Here is a 15831-nt window from a genome sequence, read left to right on the forward strand (position 1 = left end):
TTTTAGACGGGGTGTTGCGAACCTCTCGCGAAACCGTGACAGCGGAGGAGGTATGCCGCTGTCACGCGGGGCGGTTCAGAACGTACGTGTTTCGATGATGGCCGAACCACGACGCAGGGCGAGACCGAACTGGATCCAGCCCACACCGGCGAAGATCAGTTCGCAGGCGATCAGTGTGCCCACCAGCCACAGGCCGGACCATGGCAGCGTAGCGTAGAGCATGACGCCGATGGCAAGCGTGGCGAGACCGCCGAGCAGCATCAGCCACCAGCCCGGAAGGAAGCGGTTCTGGAAAGCGATGACGCAGCGGATTGCGCCACCGATAATCAGGCAGATGGAGATGAACACGGTGATGACGACGGAGCCTGTGGCGGGTTCCTCGATCAGCAGACCGCCGCCGACAATGTAGAGCACACCCAGAAGGAGCGTGAACAGGAAGCTGCCCCAGTCACGCAATGCGAAAGCGTGAACCAGTTGGAATGCACCTGCGATGATGAACAGGACGCCGAAGATGACGGTGCTGGCGAGTGTGACCGAAATGGCGTCGATCCACGCCACGGCTCCCAGAGCGATGCTGGCCAGGCCGAGCAGGACAAAGAGGAGCCACCGGTTTCCCGCGAGAGTATTCATGGAGAGGAATCCTGTTCGAAAGTGAAAGGGAGCGCACCCAGATAACGTCCTGTCGGGACATTCGTTCTGGGGCGCACGCAATACACTACGAATGGTATTTTCTGATGCGGGAAGCGGCAATGATGTGTCGCATTCCCGCAATTCAAATAAGCGCCTCACTTAGTTTAGCGCGGCGCGCCACCGCTCGGATGGGCTGCACGGAACAAGGTCCATTCTTCCACCACCTGTCCATCCGGCAGGTGGCAATAGCCCACCGAGCCACCGCTTTCCTTGCGGATTTCAAGATGGCCACCTTGTTTGATGCACCAGGTTGAGGCGGGGTTAGGCATGCCGATCCGATGTGGGGGATGAGAGGCGGATGCGCATCCGGCGAGAAGGAGGCTGCCACCCGTTATGAAGAGAATGTGGCGCAGGGAAATGGAGGGCAGAGACATGAAATTTCGTTCCTTGTGATTACGATAGAGGAGAGGATGACGCGATGTGGGGGGCGCATGTTCAAGCGTCAATGCTGCCATGTGTCCACTTGGCCCTGTCATGAAAAGGTCATACGCATTTTCTGCGGCTTTCGGCTGGGGCTGGAGGCTGTTTGTGCCGCAGGAGCCGGAGAATGCGGCAGGGATATGCCAGATAAGGGGGCGACAGGAGAGCCGATTTCGCTCATGACGTTCCCCATGGAGAGGACGGAGTAGGACATGTAACGGCAGCGCCGATGAATGTCTCACTCTGTTACACGGTGGTCATGTTTTGGGCATTTCTCTCCGGCATGTTGCCGCTCAACCACCAGATGGAGATGGTAAATGAAAAAGGCTTTTCTGCTCGTTGCGGCTCTTGGTTTCGCAGCTCCGCTCGCAGCACACGCTCAGGACGACAATCAGAACCGTCAGGGTCAGTTTGACGATCACGGCGGCCCGCAGGGTCAGGGTCCTCAGGGCGATCATGGCATGCAGGGTGGTGAGCACCGCGATGGCGAGCACCGTGAAGGTGATCGTCGCGACGGCGAGCACCGTGAAGGCGATCGTCGCGACGGTGATCGTGGTCAGAACGACCAGTCCGGTGACCATCACCACAAGCACCACAAGCACCACAAGGACGACAACAACAACTGATCTCGTATCAGGAGTGAGGCGTCTTCAGATGCCTCGACTTGTCTGTCAGGAAAGGGCGGCTCTTCGGAGCCGCCCTTTTTCGTTGGGGTTTCTTATCCGTGTCCGGCATCCTGATGAGGTGACGTGAAAGGAACGGTTGGCTCAGTGCGGCTCGCCACGCGGATATCCTGCTCACGGATCAGCCAGTACACCACGCCAAGCGCCAGAACGGCGGCGGAGAAGGCGAACATCTCGGCTGGATTGACTTCGTGCAGGTCGAGAATGATGAACTTCCGCGCTACGGCCAGCAGGGCGATGAGGACGATGGTGCGCACGCGCACGACATCCTTGTTGGGAGACAGGCTGATACGCAGCGAACTCTTGAATTCCAGCGCGATGATGACCGTGAAGATATTGCCGAAAACGGTCTGGAAAGTGGGCATGTCGCTGGGGTCGATCCGTTGCGCTAGAACGAGCTGCCAGACTTCCTTGGTCAGATTCCATGTCGCGAACAACGTAACGAGCATGATGAGGGCCGTCAGCACGAGCATGATGGCCAGCTCGAATCCCTCATAGAGGTTCATCTCAAGAAAATTTTTCCGAAGGCGCGTAGCTTCGCGCGTGAACGGATCGCCGGGGCCACGCGGTTCATCTTGCGCTGACATCGCTTTCCCTTTTTCATATTCAGGCAGAAGGTATCGGCATCCTTAACATGAAACAGATGCGCGAGGCGGTGAATGACGACAGCCGTTCCAGACTTTTCTGTTCGTGGATCGAAAGGGAAGAAACATGAAACAGCACAAGGTCATGCTTGGTGAGCGGGTGCTGTATCAGGCAGCACAGCTTTCTCATGCTGAAAGATTTGCGGCGGCCCGAAGGGCGGAAGGTCTGGCATGTCATGTCGTGCCCGATACGACGCAGGTGAATCGGCCTGCGCGGATCAATCCTTTGACGGGCAAGCCAAGGCGGATGCGTGCAAAAGGGGATCATCAGGATTCCTGACCCGTGCGGTGGGGATGCGGACATAAAAAAACCGCCTCAATGAGACGGTTTTTCGGCTCGAACCCGAAGTGATTTCAGGTGGACGGGAATTGTTCCTTGCTCCGCAAGTCGGCAAGGGTGCGTTCGGCTTCGGTCTGATCGGTGAAGGAGCGGATCAGTGTGTCTTCGTGGTAGATTTCCCACCGAACAGTTTTGCCGCCCGTGTCCTTGATTTCCTCAATGCGATATTCGCTCATCGTCATGTCCTTCGTGGATGGAAACGGTTTTTGCGGCTCTCAGAGCACAGAGCCGTGGCGCGTGTGAACGTCAGTTTCCCGTAAAGAAGTGCTTGGTGTCTTTTGTCGCGTTCGAGCCCCACTGTCCGATTTTGTGGCCCGTGCGTGAACCCCATTGCCCCACGTTATGGGTGGTATGGCTTCCCCATGTGCCGATCTTCTTTCCGGTCTTTTCGCTCCATTTCGTGGTGGAATGTGCGGCATCCACCGTTCCATTGCGAACGGTTTTCCATCCTTTTTCAGTGGTTTGGCAGACACCGGATGTGCAGGATTGTGTTTCCGCAGCGAGTATCGGCTGACTCGCAGTCAGAGCTGCTCCGGCAATCAGGAGGGCGAAGAGCTTGTTCATCGGGTCTTTCCTCGGCAGACGTGTGGGACACGGTGCTTGCGCGAGAGGGTTATAACCTTCTGGACCCGAGAGGGGATCAAGGTGGATGCAAGCCAACCTTGTCATTTTCGCTTATGAAGCGGGACGTTCTACCAAACGTGGGCGGAATACCTGTTTGAGCCGGAGTGAACGGCCGATTGCTACATCCGAGATCAGGCGAGGTCCGCAACGCTACATGGTTAGAGATCGACTTGAAGGCTCGCGTGTGGACCGTACTAGCTCACCGCATGAAGATGGGCCGGGAGTATCGCGTGCCATTATTGTCAGAGAAAGCCGCTGTCAGATGTGGCGCTTGCGCATGCCATCAGCAACAAAGTGAAGGCCGCTTTCAATAGGCGGTGCTCTATCTCATCAGATTTGAGGGCGTTGGGATCGGCCTTCTAACTCGGTAAATCGTGCGTGAAAGGCTGTTAATCTTAACCATTCGTTTACCACGTCGGCCGACGATTGGCGACGGAGGTGAACAATGATGGATTCAAAGGAAAAGGCAGATTCACCAGAGACCGAAGCGGGGCGGCTGGTCGGGCTTTACGGTCTGGCGGCGCGCACCGTTGCTGGAGATCGTTTGGAGCGTGCTCACCAGCTTGGACTGACCGATGCAGTAGATCACTGGTACCGTGTGTATCGGCTGCTCTCAGAGAGCATGGGCAGTCGTCCTAAAGCTCCGCCATCTGGCGTCGGTCGCAGAGGCAAAAAGCGGGTGTTGCCGCACCTGCATGTTGTCGAGGCTGAAACATCAGTCTGCCCGACGGACAAGGGCGGGGCGAGGGCGGGCGATACAACTGTTTCCCTCGGCCGCGGATCTCTGCAAACGGATGAAAGATAATGGCAGCGCGGAAGCGGTAATGATCGGCTGTTACGCTTTGTCTCAGATAGGTTTGGCTTGAAAACAGGCCGCCTGACCCGTGTCCGTAAGAGGGACAACATAGGGGATGGGGGTTTTATCTGAAACCCATAAAATACTGATTTTATTATGGGAAATAAGCGGCGGTGGTTCCCGAAGTAGGACTCGAACCTACGACCCAGCGATTAACAGTCGCTTGCTCTACCAACTGAGCTATTCGGGATCAGCCGTGGGCGACCGTATACTCAACCTTGGCAGCGTCGTAAAGCCTTTAGAGGAAGATTTTTCGCACGCGGTTTTGACATCGCATAAACCCAAGGGCAGCAAGGGTATAGCGATACGGCGCAGACTAGGCCGGCTTGTGCTTCAGTGCGGAAAACAGAGATGAAGGGGTGAGGAATGAAGGCAGAAGCGTACGTCCGGCAAGAGCGCAGTCGGAGACGTCTGCTTGTGGCTGCCGGAGGTACTTGTGGACTGGCATTTCTCGGTGGCGGACTGTGGTGGAAGGGGCATCGCCCGCATCGTGCGCATCTGCCACTCGACGGTCAGCCGCGCAGTCTTACCCTTGCATGGCCCGACCCGGAGGTCGATCCGGTTCTGATCGTGGCGCGTGAGAGTGGATTTTTCACCCGGTATAATCTCGACGTGACGATCCGTCCGATGGTGACGGGCGATCAGGCTATTTCCGCGCTTGCGCATGACGATTTCGCAGCGGCGGTTGCACCGGCCCTATCCTGGTTGCCAGGACTGCATGCGGGCGTTCCGGCTCGTCTTGTTGCTGGACTGAGTGCGGGGACATTTCGGTTGCTGGTGCGCAAACGCAGTGGGATGACGCGGCTGGAGCACCTGATCGGACGCACGGTCATTGTTCCGAACGATGATTCGTCCGACCGCTGTTTTCTCTCGGTCCTGATGCGTCGCAAGGGTCTCAATCCAGACGATGTGCACTGGCGTTCCGTGCCGGAAGCAGATCTCGATCGCGTAGTGGCCGCGCCGGACATGGATGCGATCATCACCCACGACACGTTGGGGTGGCAGTTGCGCATGGACAACACCGCCACACTTTTCGAATTGCTTGGTTCCACAACGGGACATTACGCCGAGCGTGTCAATCAGGTTCTGGGGCTGTCCGACCGCTTCATCGACACCGATCCACAGGGAGCGGCGGCGTTGACATTGGCATTGCGCGATGCGTGCCGGTGGATTGAAAAACACCGCAAGGATGTAGCGTCTCTGCTTGCGCCCCATCTTGTGGACATGGAACTGGCGGACGTGACCGACATGCTGGCGCACGAACCAGCCCCCGTGCATTTGCTGGGCCGCTGGTTGCGCGATCAGATGGCGCAATATGCCGATGAACTGAAGCTGATCGGTCGTTTGCCGGACACCATCTCGTCAGATCTGTTCGCCGCGTCCGTCTGCCGTGACGTGATCCATATCTGACATTCAACTGCGTGCGGCGGCCAGTTCGTGTAATCTGCGGGCCAGAGCGGGATCGGTCGCGTGCAGATACAGGCCGTGCACGCCGCGCGTGAGAATGACAAACAGCGCGTTGGCCATGACGTGGCGTTTTGCCGCCGTGACGTCGGCTACTCCTTCACGACCGATAAAAGCGGCGCTGTCCTCATAATGCTCAGGCAGAAAGATCACGCGATCGGACTTTGAATCATAGGTGACGGAGGGACCAAGAATCACCCCCGCCCAATTCAGGTCGAAACCCTGAACGGTGTAGACCGATCCCACTTCATCGATGGAATCCGCACGCTCAGCCCATGGCAGCGGATGATTGGGCTGGTTGCGGTCCCAGCGCAGGTGGAAGGAGCCGGCCTTCACCATGTGGTCTGCACCGTTGAGCGTGTAGGGGAAGTCATAGGTCGCGAGAATACGGCACAGGCCGTAGCGCGCGTCCAGAGCGCGGATGTCGTGATACATCGTTTCAGCGTCGTCATAGATGCGGAAGTCGAAATCCTGTTTCGCGGGGAGAGGAAGCAGTCGTCCGTCGCACAGGGCGCGTATCCAGCGCATGACATCGGGTTGGGCGCGAACCCGAAACTGCTCCGTCAGTCGCACGGTTTCATGCGGGATGTCGCCCAGATGTTTCTCCAGACGGTCCAGATCCCAGTATCCCTTGAACTTGAGTGTCTGGCGGGGGTCGAAGACCATCACGACAATACGGGCAAGCTTGAGGATTTCATCAAGCTGGTTGTTCTGTCGGAAATGATTGTAAGCATCGCTTCGGGTGAGCAGGAGATGGGCCTCATCTACGAACACGATGTCTGTGTGTGTGCCGTTCTTGTGGGCAGCGTTGATGAAGGTGGTCGGTCGTTCATAGTCGCGTTTGCGAAGGGCCGGGACATCGGCAGCTATGTTGCGATAGAGCTTGATCATCTCGGGATGATTGACGAGGAGAATGTTGTTCGTTCCGTGCAGGCAGCTTTTGGTGTCCCGATTGCGTGTTTCCTCCTGTATGCGCGTGAACGCCGTGTTCAGGACGAGACTTTTCCCTGTTCCCGCGTCGCCTTCAATCACGAGGACCGCGTGTTTGTCCGCTCGGTGCGTTTCGCAGAAGCGTATGATGGTGGTCACCAGTTCCTTCTGCTGAGATGTCAGATCGCGGATGGGGAAAAGACGCTGTATCGCGCTGTTTGTTTCGGGAATGGTCATCGTGCTTTTGGTGTGTCCAATGGAGCGGGGAAAAACGTGTCGGTCCAGCCCCGCATGCGGTAAGCGGTAAGGCCGATCCATTCATGAGCAGCCCAGTCGAGCACGGCCATGCGTGAGCCCAGCGACAGGGAGTAGGCGCGCAGATGCTCGCGTGAAAGATAGCCGACCGGGTAGGGGGTTACGTTCCATCCGATGCGGCGAAAGACACCCATCGAACGCGGCATGTGGCTGGCCGATGTCACGAGAAGCCACGTTTCATCTGGCTTGGGGTGGACAAGGGTGAAGCTGTCGGTGGCATTTTCCCGTGTGGTGCGGGAGCGGTCTTCCCACACAACTCGCTCAGACGGCAGGCCGATGCCTGCGAGCAGGATTTTTGCCCATTTCGCTTCATTCGTGACACCTTGCGTCACGTCACCGGAGCCTCCTGTAAAGACAAGCTTTGCGTCCGGGTAATGTCGTGCCAGCGTGGCGAAGGCCGTCAGACGGTCACCGGCCTGACCCGTTACGGGGGTCTGGCGGTCTTCGCTGAGAAGATCGTCGATCGAGCCTCCCAGCACGATGATGCCGTCCACATGGGGAGGTAGCGTGCGAACCTGTGGAAAACGGTCTTCCAGCGGGCGAATGGCCCATTGATCCACCGGACAGACGAGGCAGAGGGCAAGAAGGGCGGCCACACCCCCGACCAGCCTACGACCAGTGCGGTGACGGCGGAAAAGAAGGCCCAGCAACAAAAGCTCAATAAGCAGCGCTGTTGGCATCATAGTCATGGTCAGCAATTTGCCGATCAGAAACATGCTGCCGCCTCCTTTTTCATCGCGCACAAAGCCATAGTCCCCTCATGGGAGGGAGGCAACGTGGGCTCGGATGTCATTTCGTTATCGAAGTAAAGACAGCGCGCGCGTCACGCGCTATCGTGCTGCCATGATGAAGCTTTCTTCCCGTGACGCCCTGTTGGTGGTGGACGTGCAAAACGATTTCCTACCCGGTGGCGCGCTGCCGGTTGGGGGAGGGTATGCCGTCGTTCCTGTTATCAATCGTCTCTCGGCGTTGCCGTTTGGAACGGTTGTGGCGACGCAGGATTGGCATCCCCCCGCGCATTGCTCGTTCCGTGAACAGGGCGGCCAATGGCCAACGCATTGTGTCGCCGGGACGACTGGCGCGGAACTAGCAAGTGGGTTGGATCAACGTCACGTAGCCCTGATTCTTCGAAAGGGATTGTCTCCTTCTGTAGACAGCTACTCGGCGTTTCGTGACAACAGTGGTGCAGCCACAACAGGTCTTGAGGGATGGCTACGCGCCATGGGTATGACGCGTGTGTTTGTCACGGGGTTGGCGCTGGATGTGTGCGTTACGGAGACCGCTCGTGATGCTCAGAAGGCCGGTTTTGCAACATTCGTGGTGGAGGATGCGTGTCGGGGGATTGCTCCAGGCGCGGATGCGACGAAGGAACTGAGAAAAGCCGACATCCCACTTCTTCTGTCTGCTGAGCTAATCACATGAAGGGGCATGGTTTGCTCACCCGCCGTCATCTTCTGGCGGGCGTTGGGGGAGGGATGGGCTGCGGGCTTTTGCCTGCGCAGGCAGCCTCTGGACAGACCCGCTTCGCCCCATTGGCGGAAGAAGAGGCGCTGATCGCCTTTGGGCATGTTGGCCCCATCACGGATGGTGGATGGACCACTGCGCATGAACTTGGCATCCAGAAGATGAAGCGCGTCTTTCCAAAGTTGCGCACAATCTATGTCGAGACGGTGCCGTATTCCGCGGATGCGACCCGAATTTTTCGCCAGTTCGTGGCGGAAGGCGCACAGATGGTTATCGCCACCTCGAACTATGGCGATTTTATCAAGGATGTGGCGGACCGGGCGCCTGACGTGGCGTTTCTTGAGTGCGACGGTACGCGGGTGACGGACAATCTGGGCTGGTATTATATCACGCATTGGTATGCCAGCTACATCATCGGTGTGGCGGCCGGTCTGATGACGAAAACAAATCGTCTTGGTTATGTCGGGACGTTTCCCATCCCTTCTGTCATCGCGAGCGCCAATGCCACGTTGCTGGGCGCGCAGTCGGTCAATCCAGCCTGCACGATGAACGTGATTTCCATCAACTCATGGTTCGATCCGCAGGCGGCAACGCAGGCCGCGAGTGCGCTGGCGGACAGCGGATGCGATTTTCTATGTGGCATCACGGACGACCCGGCCTATCTGCGCGTGGCACAAGCGCGAGGGTTGAAGGCGGCGATGTGGAATCTCGATATGCGCCGTTTCGGTCCTGATTCTTATGTCAGTTCAGTCGTGCTCGATTTTTCACATTTTTATATCGAACAGGTGCGTGCGCGCCTGGCCGGACAATGGAAGGCGGCGGGCACATTTCTCACTCTCGGTCACGGGGTGGACCGCGATGCCTGGGGAGCCACAGTGCCGCCGGAAATCGCGGCAAAAGCGGATGCCGTGCGCGATCGGATTCTGGCGGGCGAGACACCATTTCGTGGACCTATTCGTGATGCGGGTGGGCGTGTCCGTGTGGCGGCCGGAGAGATCATGGACGATCAGGCGATCTATCAATGGGACTGGGCCGTGCAGGGGATGACGGGTCTTGTCTGAAAACGACGTCATGGCAGGCCAGCATCCGCCCGTGATGCGGTCAGGTACACCGCCTGTTCTGCAACTTGTCGGGATATGCAAGTATTTTCCAGGTGTTGTGGCCAATGAGGATGTGTCGCTGACCATCCGGTCAGGCGAGATCCACGCCCTTCTTGGCGAGAATGGCGCGGGTAAATCCACTCTCATGAACATTGTCACCGGAATCTATCAGCCGGACGGTGGCGAGATGATTCTTGACGGTTATGGCGTGGCGTTTTCCAGTCCTCAGGAAGCGATCCGCGCTGGGATCGGCATGGTGCATCAGCATTTCCGACTGGTCCCGGCCTTTACTGTTGCCGAAAACATTCATCTTGGCTGGAGCGACACGCCGCGTCATATCCCAGCGGGCGTTCTGGAGGCCCGCACCCGTGAACTGGGTGAGCGTTTTGGGATGCCTCTCGATCCTTCCGCCCGCGTGGAGGATCTTTCGGCGGGCGAACAGCAGCGCGTGGAGATCGTGCGGGTGCTGACGCGCAAGGCCCGATTGCTGATCCTTGACGAGCCGACGGCCGTGCTCACCCCGGCCGAGGCAAACGATCTCTTTCGCGTCTTGCGTGCCTTTCGGGCAGAGGGAAACGCCGTCATCATCATCACTCACAAGCTCGATGAGGTGATGGAAGTGTCCGATCGCGTCACCATACTTCGTGGCGGGCGCAATGTTGGAACATGGGTGACGAAGGACTGTTCGCCGCAGATGTTGGCGGCCACGATGGTGGGGCGTGAGATCGTGCGGCAGGATCTGCGCGTCCGGGCGCCCGATGCTGCGCCGCGCAGTACGGAGCCGGTGATGAGTCTGCGGCATGTCAGCGTGCGTGACGGACGCGGTGTGGAAATGCTCTCGGATGTGTCGCTCGACCTGATGGGCGGGGAGATTTTCGGCATTGCTGGCGTAGCGGGGAACGGCCAGCGGGAATTGACCGAACTGCTCACGGGATTGCGCGCTCCGGATCGTGGGGACGTGCTGCTGGAGGGCAAGGCGTTGCCCGCAGATGCCGCCGCCGTGGCGCGGGCAGGCGTGGGGCACATTCCACAAGACCGTTTGCACAGCGCGCTTGCCCCCTCGCTTGGTGTGACCGACAACATGGCGCTGCGCGAATACGATCACGCGCCCATCGGAGGAAATGGGCTTTATCACGCGGGCGCGGCGTTGCGGCTGGCGCAGGATATTGCGACCGTGGCCGGTGTGAAAATCCCTGATTATTCCATGCCTGTGCGTAATCTTTCCGGTGGCAACCAGCAGCGTCTGGTGGCGCGGCGTGAGATGCGGATCGCCTCGAAGGTGCTTGTGGCGGCCTATCCCAGTCGGGGGCTGGATATCGGCGCGATTGCCACGCTGCATCGTTATTTCGCGCAGTTGCGCGACGAAGGTCGTGCGCTTGTCATCATTTCCGAGGATCTCGAGGAACTTCTCAACCTGTCGGACCGGATTGGGGTTCTGTTTCATGGGCGGATCATGGGTGTGCTCGATGCGGCGCAGGCGGATGCGGAACGGCTGGGTCTTATGATAGGTGGCCGGACGGAAGAGAGGGGAGCGCAATGATGCGGTTCCAGCGTTTCCCCACGGCCACTGCCGGATATGTGTTGGTCTGGCGTGCGTTGGCCTTTGTGGTGGCGATGGGCATTGTCGCCCTGCTGCTTGCGCTGTCGGGGCGTAATGTAGGGGAACTGGCCGTGTTGGTGGCGCGCTCCACACTCGGTTCACGGTTCGGGCTGGAGGATCTCGCCCTGTTCATGGCTCCGCTGGTGCTCACGGGAAGTGCTGTGACAGTGACCAGCCGGATCGGTTTGTGGAACATCGGCGGTGAGGGACAGTTTTATCTTGGAGCCATTGGCGCTGCGGCGGTGGGACTGTTCGTTCATGGGCCTGCGGTGGTGATCCTGCCCTTGATGGCGGTTGTGGCCATGATGTGCGGCATGGCGTGGATTGCCGTGCCGACGCTGGCACGGGCCTTTGCGGGCGTGAACGAGATCATCACCACGCTGCTGCTCAACTTCGTGGCGGAGTTGCTGACATACTGGCTGACCACGGGGCCATGGCGCGACCGGGTGACGGGGGCGCTGGTTTCCACCGAGCGGCTGCCTGTGGCTGTTCCGGAAATCTGGGGCGTGGTGCACTGGGGTTTTCCTGTGGCGATCCTGGTGGCCTGTGGTCTCTCGCTGCTGATGAGCCGCACGAGTTGGGGATATGAGGTGCGTGTCAGTGGCGCCAATCCTGGTGCCGCGCGGTATGCGGGCATGCCCATGCGGGCGCGCATTATGGTCGTCATGCTGCTGTCGGGCGCGCTGGCGGCTCTGGCCGGCATGTTCGAAGTGGCGGGAACGGTGCACCGGCTTCAGGGCGGCATGTCGGACAATTTCGGTTATCTTGGCATTGTCGTGGCGGTGCTGGCGCGACGGTCCTGCTTTGCGGTGATTCCGGCGGCTTTTCTGATGGCGCTCATCCTTGATGCAGGCATCGTGTTGCAAACGCAGCAACTTGCGGCCACGGCAGTTCTGGCCATCACCGGTCTGGTTCTGCTTCTGGTCGCCATTGCCGATGAACTGGCGCATTACCGGCCTGTTGTGGCGGAACCTGTGCGGCGTTCTGCGGCCGGAGTGTCCTCATGATCGCGTTGCTGACGGGCCTGTTGTCCACGGCGGTTCTGGCCGGAGGCGTGCTGGCGCTGGCGGCGCAGGGTGAGGTGCTTGCCGAGCGTGTGGGTGTGGTCGATCTGGGTGTGGAAGGACTGATGGCGCTGGGCGCGGCCACGGCCGTGTTGGTGGACATGAAGACCGCCAGCCCATGGTTGGGGCTGCTTGCGGCGATGGCCGTGGGGAGCGCTGGTGGGGCTGTCTTTGCTCTGGCGACCGTCATCATGCGGGCCAGTCAGATTCTTTGCGGGCTGGCCATGACGTTTCTGGGACTGGGGCTTTCCGCGACCATCGGACATTCGGTGGCGGGCATGCCGGTGGCCGCGACCTTCGCGCCGGTGGCCGTTCCTGTGCTTCGGGATATTCCTGTGATTGGACCGGCTTTTTTCGGACAGAACCTTCTGGTCATTCCCATCTATGTGCTGTTGCCAGCGGTCTGCCAGTGGGTGCTGTTTCACACGCGCCATGGACTGAATCTGCGCGCGGTGGGTGAAAACCCTGCGGCAGCGGATGCGGTGGGCATTCCGGTGACGAAGTTTCGTTTCCTCTATGTCGTGATCGGCGCGGCGCTGGCGGGTGGAGCGGGGGCCTATCTCAGTCTGGCCGTGATACCGAGCTGGTCGGAAGGAATGGTCTCGGGGCGTGGCTGGATTGCCGTGGCGCTTGTCATCTTTGCCGGATGGCGGCCGCTCAATGCCGCGGGTGCCGGGCTTTTGTTCGGTCTTGTCAGCGCCATCGGCTATCTTGGACAGGCCCAGAACTGGCCGATCGCGGCTCCGGTGCTGAACATGCTGCCCTATCTCGGCACGTTGGCGTTCATCATTGTGCCTGTGGTGCTGTGGAAGAAGATGCGCCGTCTCATGGCCGCTCCCGCAGCGCTTGGTCTGCCGTATGATCGGAGCGAGAGATAAGCTGGCGGGGGGATCAGTCTTTCGACGGTTCCTCTCCCACCACCGCTTTTGCCACGCTGCGCCCGCTCGTCAGATCGGCCAGCGCCGTGATGACCGGATCGAGGGTGGCCACTGGCACGGCTACAATGAAGGTCGCGCCGGTGGCATCGAACTCTTCGTTTTCCACCAACGCACCCAAGCCCGGAAGGCGGGAGGTGACGAGCGCCAGATCGCTGAACGCGCAGTGGAAAGTCAGGCGCGCGCGTTCGATCAGTTCCGTGCGTTCGGCCAGACGCAGGCATTCTGCCGCCGTTCCGCCATAGGCCCGGACAAGCCCACCAGCGCCGAGTTTCACGCCACCGAACCAGCGTGTCACCACCACGGCCACCCGGTCCAGCCCCTGTGCCTCGATCACCTGCAGGATGGGGCGCCCGGCGGTGCCCCCCGGTTCGCCCGCGTCATCGCTGCGATAGCGCGGGCCGATTTTCCATGCCCAGCAGTTATGCGTGGCATCCGGTACGGAAACCTCCGCAATGAAGGCTTTCGCGGCCTCTTCCGTGTCCACCGGCATGGCGCGGGCGAGAAAGATGCTCTTGCGGATGTCTTTTTCGAATTCCGCTGGTCCTGTCAGCGTCTCGACCATCAGGGGGCGCGCCAGATCCACAACCGCGCGGCGCCGTGTGTGCGCTCGGCAAGGATGTCCACATCCGGCACGGGTTGCTCTTCATCACGCCCCGTTTCGGTGACGATCAGTGCCTGCGGTGCGATCCAGCCTGCCGGGGTCAAGGCCGCCAGTGCCTGAGCAGGGAGCGCGTGACCATAGGGCGGATCAAGAAAAACCAGCGAGCAGGGACGTGAGGCCTTGGGTGGACGGAGGACACTTGCGGGCAGAACGCGCGCGCGCTCCTTCATCCGACAGTCTGCGATGTTGGCGCGTAGGGCGGCAAGGGCGGTGCGGTCGGTCTCGAAGAAACTGCAAAAGACCGCCCCGCGCGAGAGGGCTTCCAGCCCCAGCGCGCCGGTGCCCGCGAAACCATCCAGCACATGCGCGTCTTCGAGCGCATCCCGTCCGCCCCATGGTGCGTGCAGCAGCATATCGAACAGGGCTTGACGCACGCGGTCGGAGGTGGGGCGCGTGGTGTTGCCTGGTGGCGCGATCAGTGTCCGACCGCGCCGCGCGCCCGCGATGATCCGCATCAGCGGGTCTTTCGGCCGCGCTCCCCCTCCGCATCACGCGGAATGTGGGAGCGGATGACGCGCGCCTGCACTTCTTCCAGTTCTCCGGGTTGCAGTTCCCCAAGCTGGAAGGGGCCGTAGGACGTTCGCAGAAGGCGGCTGACATGCAGGTTGAGGGCGGCCATGACACGGCGGACCTCGCGATTCTTGCCTTCACGCAGGGAGACGGTGAGCCACGCATTGTCGCCCTTGCGGGAGTCGAGCGAGGCCTCGATGGAACCGTAGCGCACGCCTTCGATCACGCAGCCTTTGGCCAGATCGGCCAGACGGCGCTCATCCACCACGCCGAACACGCGCACCCGGTAGCGGCGTAGCCAGCCATTGGTGGGCAGTTCGAGTCTGCGGGCAAGCGCACCGTCATTGGTGAGCAGCAGCAGTCCCTCGCTGTTGATGTCCAGACGCCCGACACTGATCACACGCGGCATGTCTTCGGGCAAGGAGTCGAACACCGTGGGGCGCCCTTCCGGATCACGATGCGTCGTCACCAGTCCATCGGGCTTGTGATAACGCCACAGACGGGTCCGTTCCGGGCCTTCCACGACCTTGCCGTTCACCATGACCACGTCCGTGTCCGTCACGAAGGTGGCGGGATGATCCACGGTCTTGCCGTTCAGCTTGATGCGATGCTCACCGATCATGCGTTCGATGTCGCGGCGGCTGGCAACACCGCTGCGGGCCAGCCATTTGGCGATGCGTTCGCCGCGCTCGCTGTGTTTTTCGTCTGTCATACACCGTCTCCCGACACTGTGGTTTTGTTGTGGATTGCCGCTGCCACGAAAGCGGCCAGCAGCGCCCGGTCACCCGGGTCGATAAGAAATTCCGGGTGCCACTGTACCCCCACGCAAAACCGGGCGTGGGGATCTTCTATGGCCTCGATGATGCCGTCTTCGGCCCGTGCCGATATAATGGCGCGGCCCGGATCGCGCACGGCCTGATGGTGTGAGGAATTGACCGCCATGGACGCTCTCTCCACAATCCGGCCCAGCAGCGTATCGGGTGTGAGGGTCACGATATGCCCCGCCTGATCGCGCGGGTTGGGCTGTTCGTGGGGCAAGGCGTCGGGGCGCTCGGTTGCGATGTCCTGAATGAGCGTGCCGCCGAGTGCTGCGGCCAGAAGCTGCATTCCGCCACATATTCCCAGCACAGGAAGATCGCGCACGCGTGCAGCATTCAAAAGTGCAAGTTCGGAATCCGTGCGACTGGGTTTGAGTGTGGTGGTCAAGGCCTCCCGTTGTGCGCCGTAGAGCGACGGGTCAATGTCGAACGCTCCACCGGTCACGATCAGGCCATCCAGCCGCGCGATCATCTCATCGGCAAGACAGGGAGCGTGTGGGAGCGCTACCGGCAGGCCTCCGGCCTTGATGACCGCTCCCATATAGTTGGCGCGCAAAGCATACCACGGAAAGGCAGAATATTGTTCCGGGCCGCCGGATTCATGGTCCGACGTCACGCCAATCAGGGGAAGGGAAGCGGGGTGCGACATTGCGCTTCCCATAGAACACACGGCTGTTCCGGCATAGGGCCGGAGCGGGTGTTAAACGGGT

The 15831-nt window shown here is 60.1% G+C and carries 20 protein-coding genes and 1 tRNA gene; 9 read left to right on the forward strand and 12 right to left on the reverse strand.

Annotated elements, in window-relative coordinates; all coding sequences use genetic code 11:
- Positions 1-75: 75 nt before the first annotated feature.
- Both KUA11_RS09785 and KUA11_RS09790 read right to left on the reverse strand, forming a co-directional pair.
- Complete coding sequence (locus KUA11_RS09785; protein WP_217410104.1) at positions 76-630, reverse strand: HdeD family acid-resistance protein; 555 nt, start codon at positions 628-630, stop codon at positions 76-78.
- A gap of 164 nt (positions 631-794) precedes the next feature.
- Positions 795-1064, reverse strand: coding sequence for a putative hemolysin (locus tag KUA11_RS09790; RefSeq protein WP_217410105.1), 270 nt, complete (start codon positions 1062-1064; stop codon positions 795-797).
- Between the two features lie 363 nt (positions 1065-1427).
- Here KUA11_RS09790 and KUA11_RS09795 point away from each other — a divergent pair, with 363 nt between their 5' ends.
- Complete coding sequence (locus KUA11_RS09795; RefSeq protein ID WP_217410106.1) at positions 1428-1736, forward strand: hypothetical protein; 309 nt, start codon at positions 1428-1430, stop codon at positions 1734-1736.
- 92 nt (positions 1737-1828) lie between these two features.
- On the opposite strand, the gene KUA11_RS09800 is transcribed toward KUA11_RS09795, so the two are convergent.
- On the reverse strand, positions 1829-2380 hold the full coding sequence (locus KUA11_RS09800; protein WP_217410107.1) for a phosphate-starvation-inducible PsiE family protein: 552 nt from the start codon (positions 2378-2380) through the stop codon (positions 1829-1831).
- A gap of 124 nt (positions 2381-2504) precedes the next feature.
- On the opposite strand from KUA11_RS09800, the gene KUA11_RS09805 reads away from it, so the two are divergent.
- Positions 2505-2717 (forward strand): hypothetical protein, encoded by a 213-nt coding sequence (locus KUA11_RS09805; RefSeq protein ID WP_217410108.1) that lies wholly within the window; start codon positions 2505-2507, stop codon positions 2715-2717.
- 74 nt (positions 2718-2791) lie between these two features.
- Here the strand turns inward: KUA11_RS09805 and KUA11_RS09810 are convergent, their stop codons facing one another.
- Positions 2792-2953, reverse strand: coding sequence for a hypothetical protein (locus tag KUA11_RS09810; RefSeq protein ID WP_166312999.1), 162 nt, complete (start codon positions 2951-2953; stop codon positions 2792-2794).
- A gap of 70 nt (positions 2954-3023) precedes the next feature.
- Positions 3024-3341: a hypothetical protein gene (locus tag KUA11_RS09815; RefSeq protein ID WP_217410109.1), complete on the reverse strand. Its 318-nt coding sequence runs from the start codon at positions 3339-3341 to the stop codon at positions 3024-3026.
- A gap of 505 nt (positions 3342-3846) precedes the next feature.
- On the opposite strand from KUA11_RS09815, the gene KUA11_RS09820 reads away from it, so the two are divergent.
- Positions 3847-4206 carry a hypothetical protein gene (locus KUA11_RS09820; protein WP_217410110.1) on the forward strand — a complete coding sequence of 120 codons (360 nt, stop codon included), beginning with the start codon at positions 3847-3849 and terminating at the stop codon, positions 4204-4206.
- A 165-nt stretch (positions 4207-4371) separates the two neighbouring features.
- Here KUA11_RS09820 and KUA11_RS09825 read toward each other — a convergent pair.
- A tRNA-Asn gene (locus KUA11_RS09825) sits at positions 4372-4447 on the reverse strand.
- Positions 4448-4623: 176 nt separating this feature from the next.
- Here KUA11_RS09825 and KUA11_RS09830 point away from each other — a divergent pair.
- Positions 4624-5667, forward strand: a complete 1044-nt coding sequence (locus KUA11_RS09830; RefSeq protein ID WP_217410111.1) for an ABC transporter substrate-binding protein — start codon at positions 4624-4626, stop codon at positions 5665-5667.
- Positions 5668-5670: 3 nt separating this feature from the next.
- Here the strand turns inward: KUA11_RS09830 and KUA11_RS09835 are convergent, their stop codons facing one another.
- Together KUA11_RS09835 and KUA11_RS09840 are read right to left on the reverse strand one after the other, a co-directional pair.
- On the reverse strand, positions 5671-6888 hold the full coding sequence (locus KUA11_RS09835; protein WP_217410112.1) for a DUF2075 domain-containing protein: 1218 nt from the start codon (positions 6886-6888) through the stop codon (positions 5671-5673).
- The gene (locus KUA11_RS09840) at positions 6885-7682 is read right to left on the reverse strand and encodes a YdcF family protein (RefSeq protein WP_217410113.1); all 798 of its coding nucleotides are present in this window, start codon (positions 7680-7682) and stop codon (positions 6885-6887) included. Before KUA11_RS09840 ends, KUA11_RS09835 begins: the two co-directional genes overlap by 4 nt.
- Before the next feature lie 70 nt (positions 7683-7752).
- Here KUA11_RS09840 and KUA11_RS09845 point away from each other — a divergent pair, with 70 nt between their 5' ends.
- The 5 genes from KUA11_RS09845 to KUA11_RS09865 are packed head-to-tail and all read left to right on the forward strand — an operon-like array spanning position 7753 to position 13072.
- Complete coding sequence (locus KUA11_RS09845; protein WP_368040991.1) at positions 7753-8388, forward strand: nicotinamidase; 636 nt, start codon at positions 7753-7755, stop codon at positions 8386-8388.
- On the forward strand, positions 8385-9491 hold the full coding sequence (locus KUA11_RS09850) for a BMP family ABC transporter substrate-binding protein (protein WP_217410114.1): 1107 nt from the start codon (positions 8385-8387) through the stop codon (positions 9489-9491). The genes KUA11_RS09845 and KUA11_RS09850 overlap by 4 nt, the downstream gene beginning before the upstream one ends.
- 34 nt (positions 9492-9525) lie before the next feature.
- Positions 9526-11070 carry an ABC transporter ATP-binding protein gene (locus tag KUA11_RS09855; protein ID WP_217410202.1) on the forward strand — a complete coding sequence of 515 codons (1545 nt, stop codon included), beginning with the start codon at positions 9526-9528 and terminating at the stop codon, positions 11068-11070.
- On the forward strand, positions 11067-12137 hold the full coding sequence (locus KUA11_RS09860; protein ID WP_217410115.1) for an ABC transporter permease: 1071 nt from the start codon (positions 11067-11069) through the stop codon (positions 12135-12137). The genes KUA11_RS09855 and KUA11_RS09860 overlap by 4 nt, the downstream gene beginning before the upstream one ends.
- Complete coding sequence (locus KUA11_RS09865) at positions 12134-13072, forward strand: ABC transporter permease (RefSeq protein ID WP_217410116.1); 939 nt, start codon at positions 12134-12136, stop codon at positions 13070-13072. Before KUA11_RS09860 ends, KUA11_RS09865 begins: the two co-directional genes overlap by 4 nt.
- A 13-nt stretch (positions 13073-13085) precedes the next feature.
- Here the strand turns inward: KUA11_RS09865 and KUA11_RS09870 are convergent, their stop codons facing one another.
- The 4 genes from KUA11_RS09870 to KUA11_RS09885 are packed head-to-tail and all read right to left on the reverse strand — an operon-like array spanning position 13086 to position 15770.
- The gene (locus KUA11_RS09870; protein WP_217410203.1) at positions 13086-13694 is read right to left on the reverse strand and encodes an IMPACT family protein; all 609 of its coding nucleotides are present in this window, start codon (positions 13692-13694) and stop codon (positions 13086-13088) included.
- Positions 13694-14248 carry a 16S rRNA (guanine(966)-N(2))-methyltransferase RsmD gene (rsmD, locus tag KUA11_RS09875; protein WP_217410117.1) on the reverse strand — a complete coding sequence of 185 codons (555 nt, stop codon included), beginning with the start codon at positions 14246-14248 and terminating at the stop codon, positions 13694-13696. The genes KUA11_RS09870 and rsmD overlap by 1 nt, the downstream gene beginning before the upstream one ends.
- On the reverse strand, positions 14248-15015 hold the full coding sequence (locus KUA11_RS09880) for a pseudouridine synthase (protein WP_217410118.1): 768 nt from the start codon (positions 15013-15015) through the stop codon (positions 14248-14250). The genes rsmD and KUA11_RS09880 overlap by 1 nt, the downstream gene beginning before the upstream one ends.
- A complete protein-coding gene (locus KUA11_RS09885; protein ID WP_254454830.1) occupies positions 15012-15770 on the reverse strand; it encodes a gamma-glutamyl-gamma-aminobutyrate hydrolase family protein in 759 nt (252 codons plus the stop codon). The genes KUA11_RS09880 and KUA11_RS09885 overlap by 4 nt, the downstream gene beginning before the upstream one ends.
- Between the last annotated feature and the right edge of the window lie 61 nt (positions 15771-15831).

The organism is Acetobacter estunensis (assembly GCF_019083805.1).
GTDB classification, from domain to species: Bacteria; Pseudomonadota; Alphaproteobacteria; order Acetobacterales; family Acetobacteraceae; genus Acetobacter; species Acetobacter estunensis_A.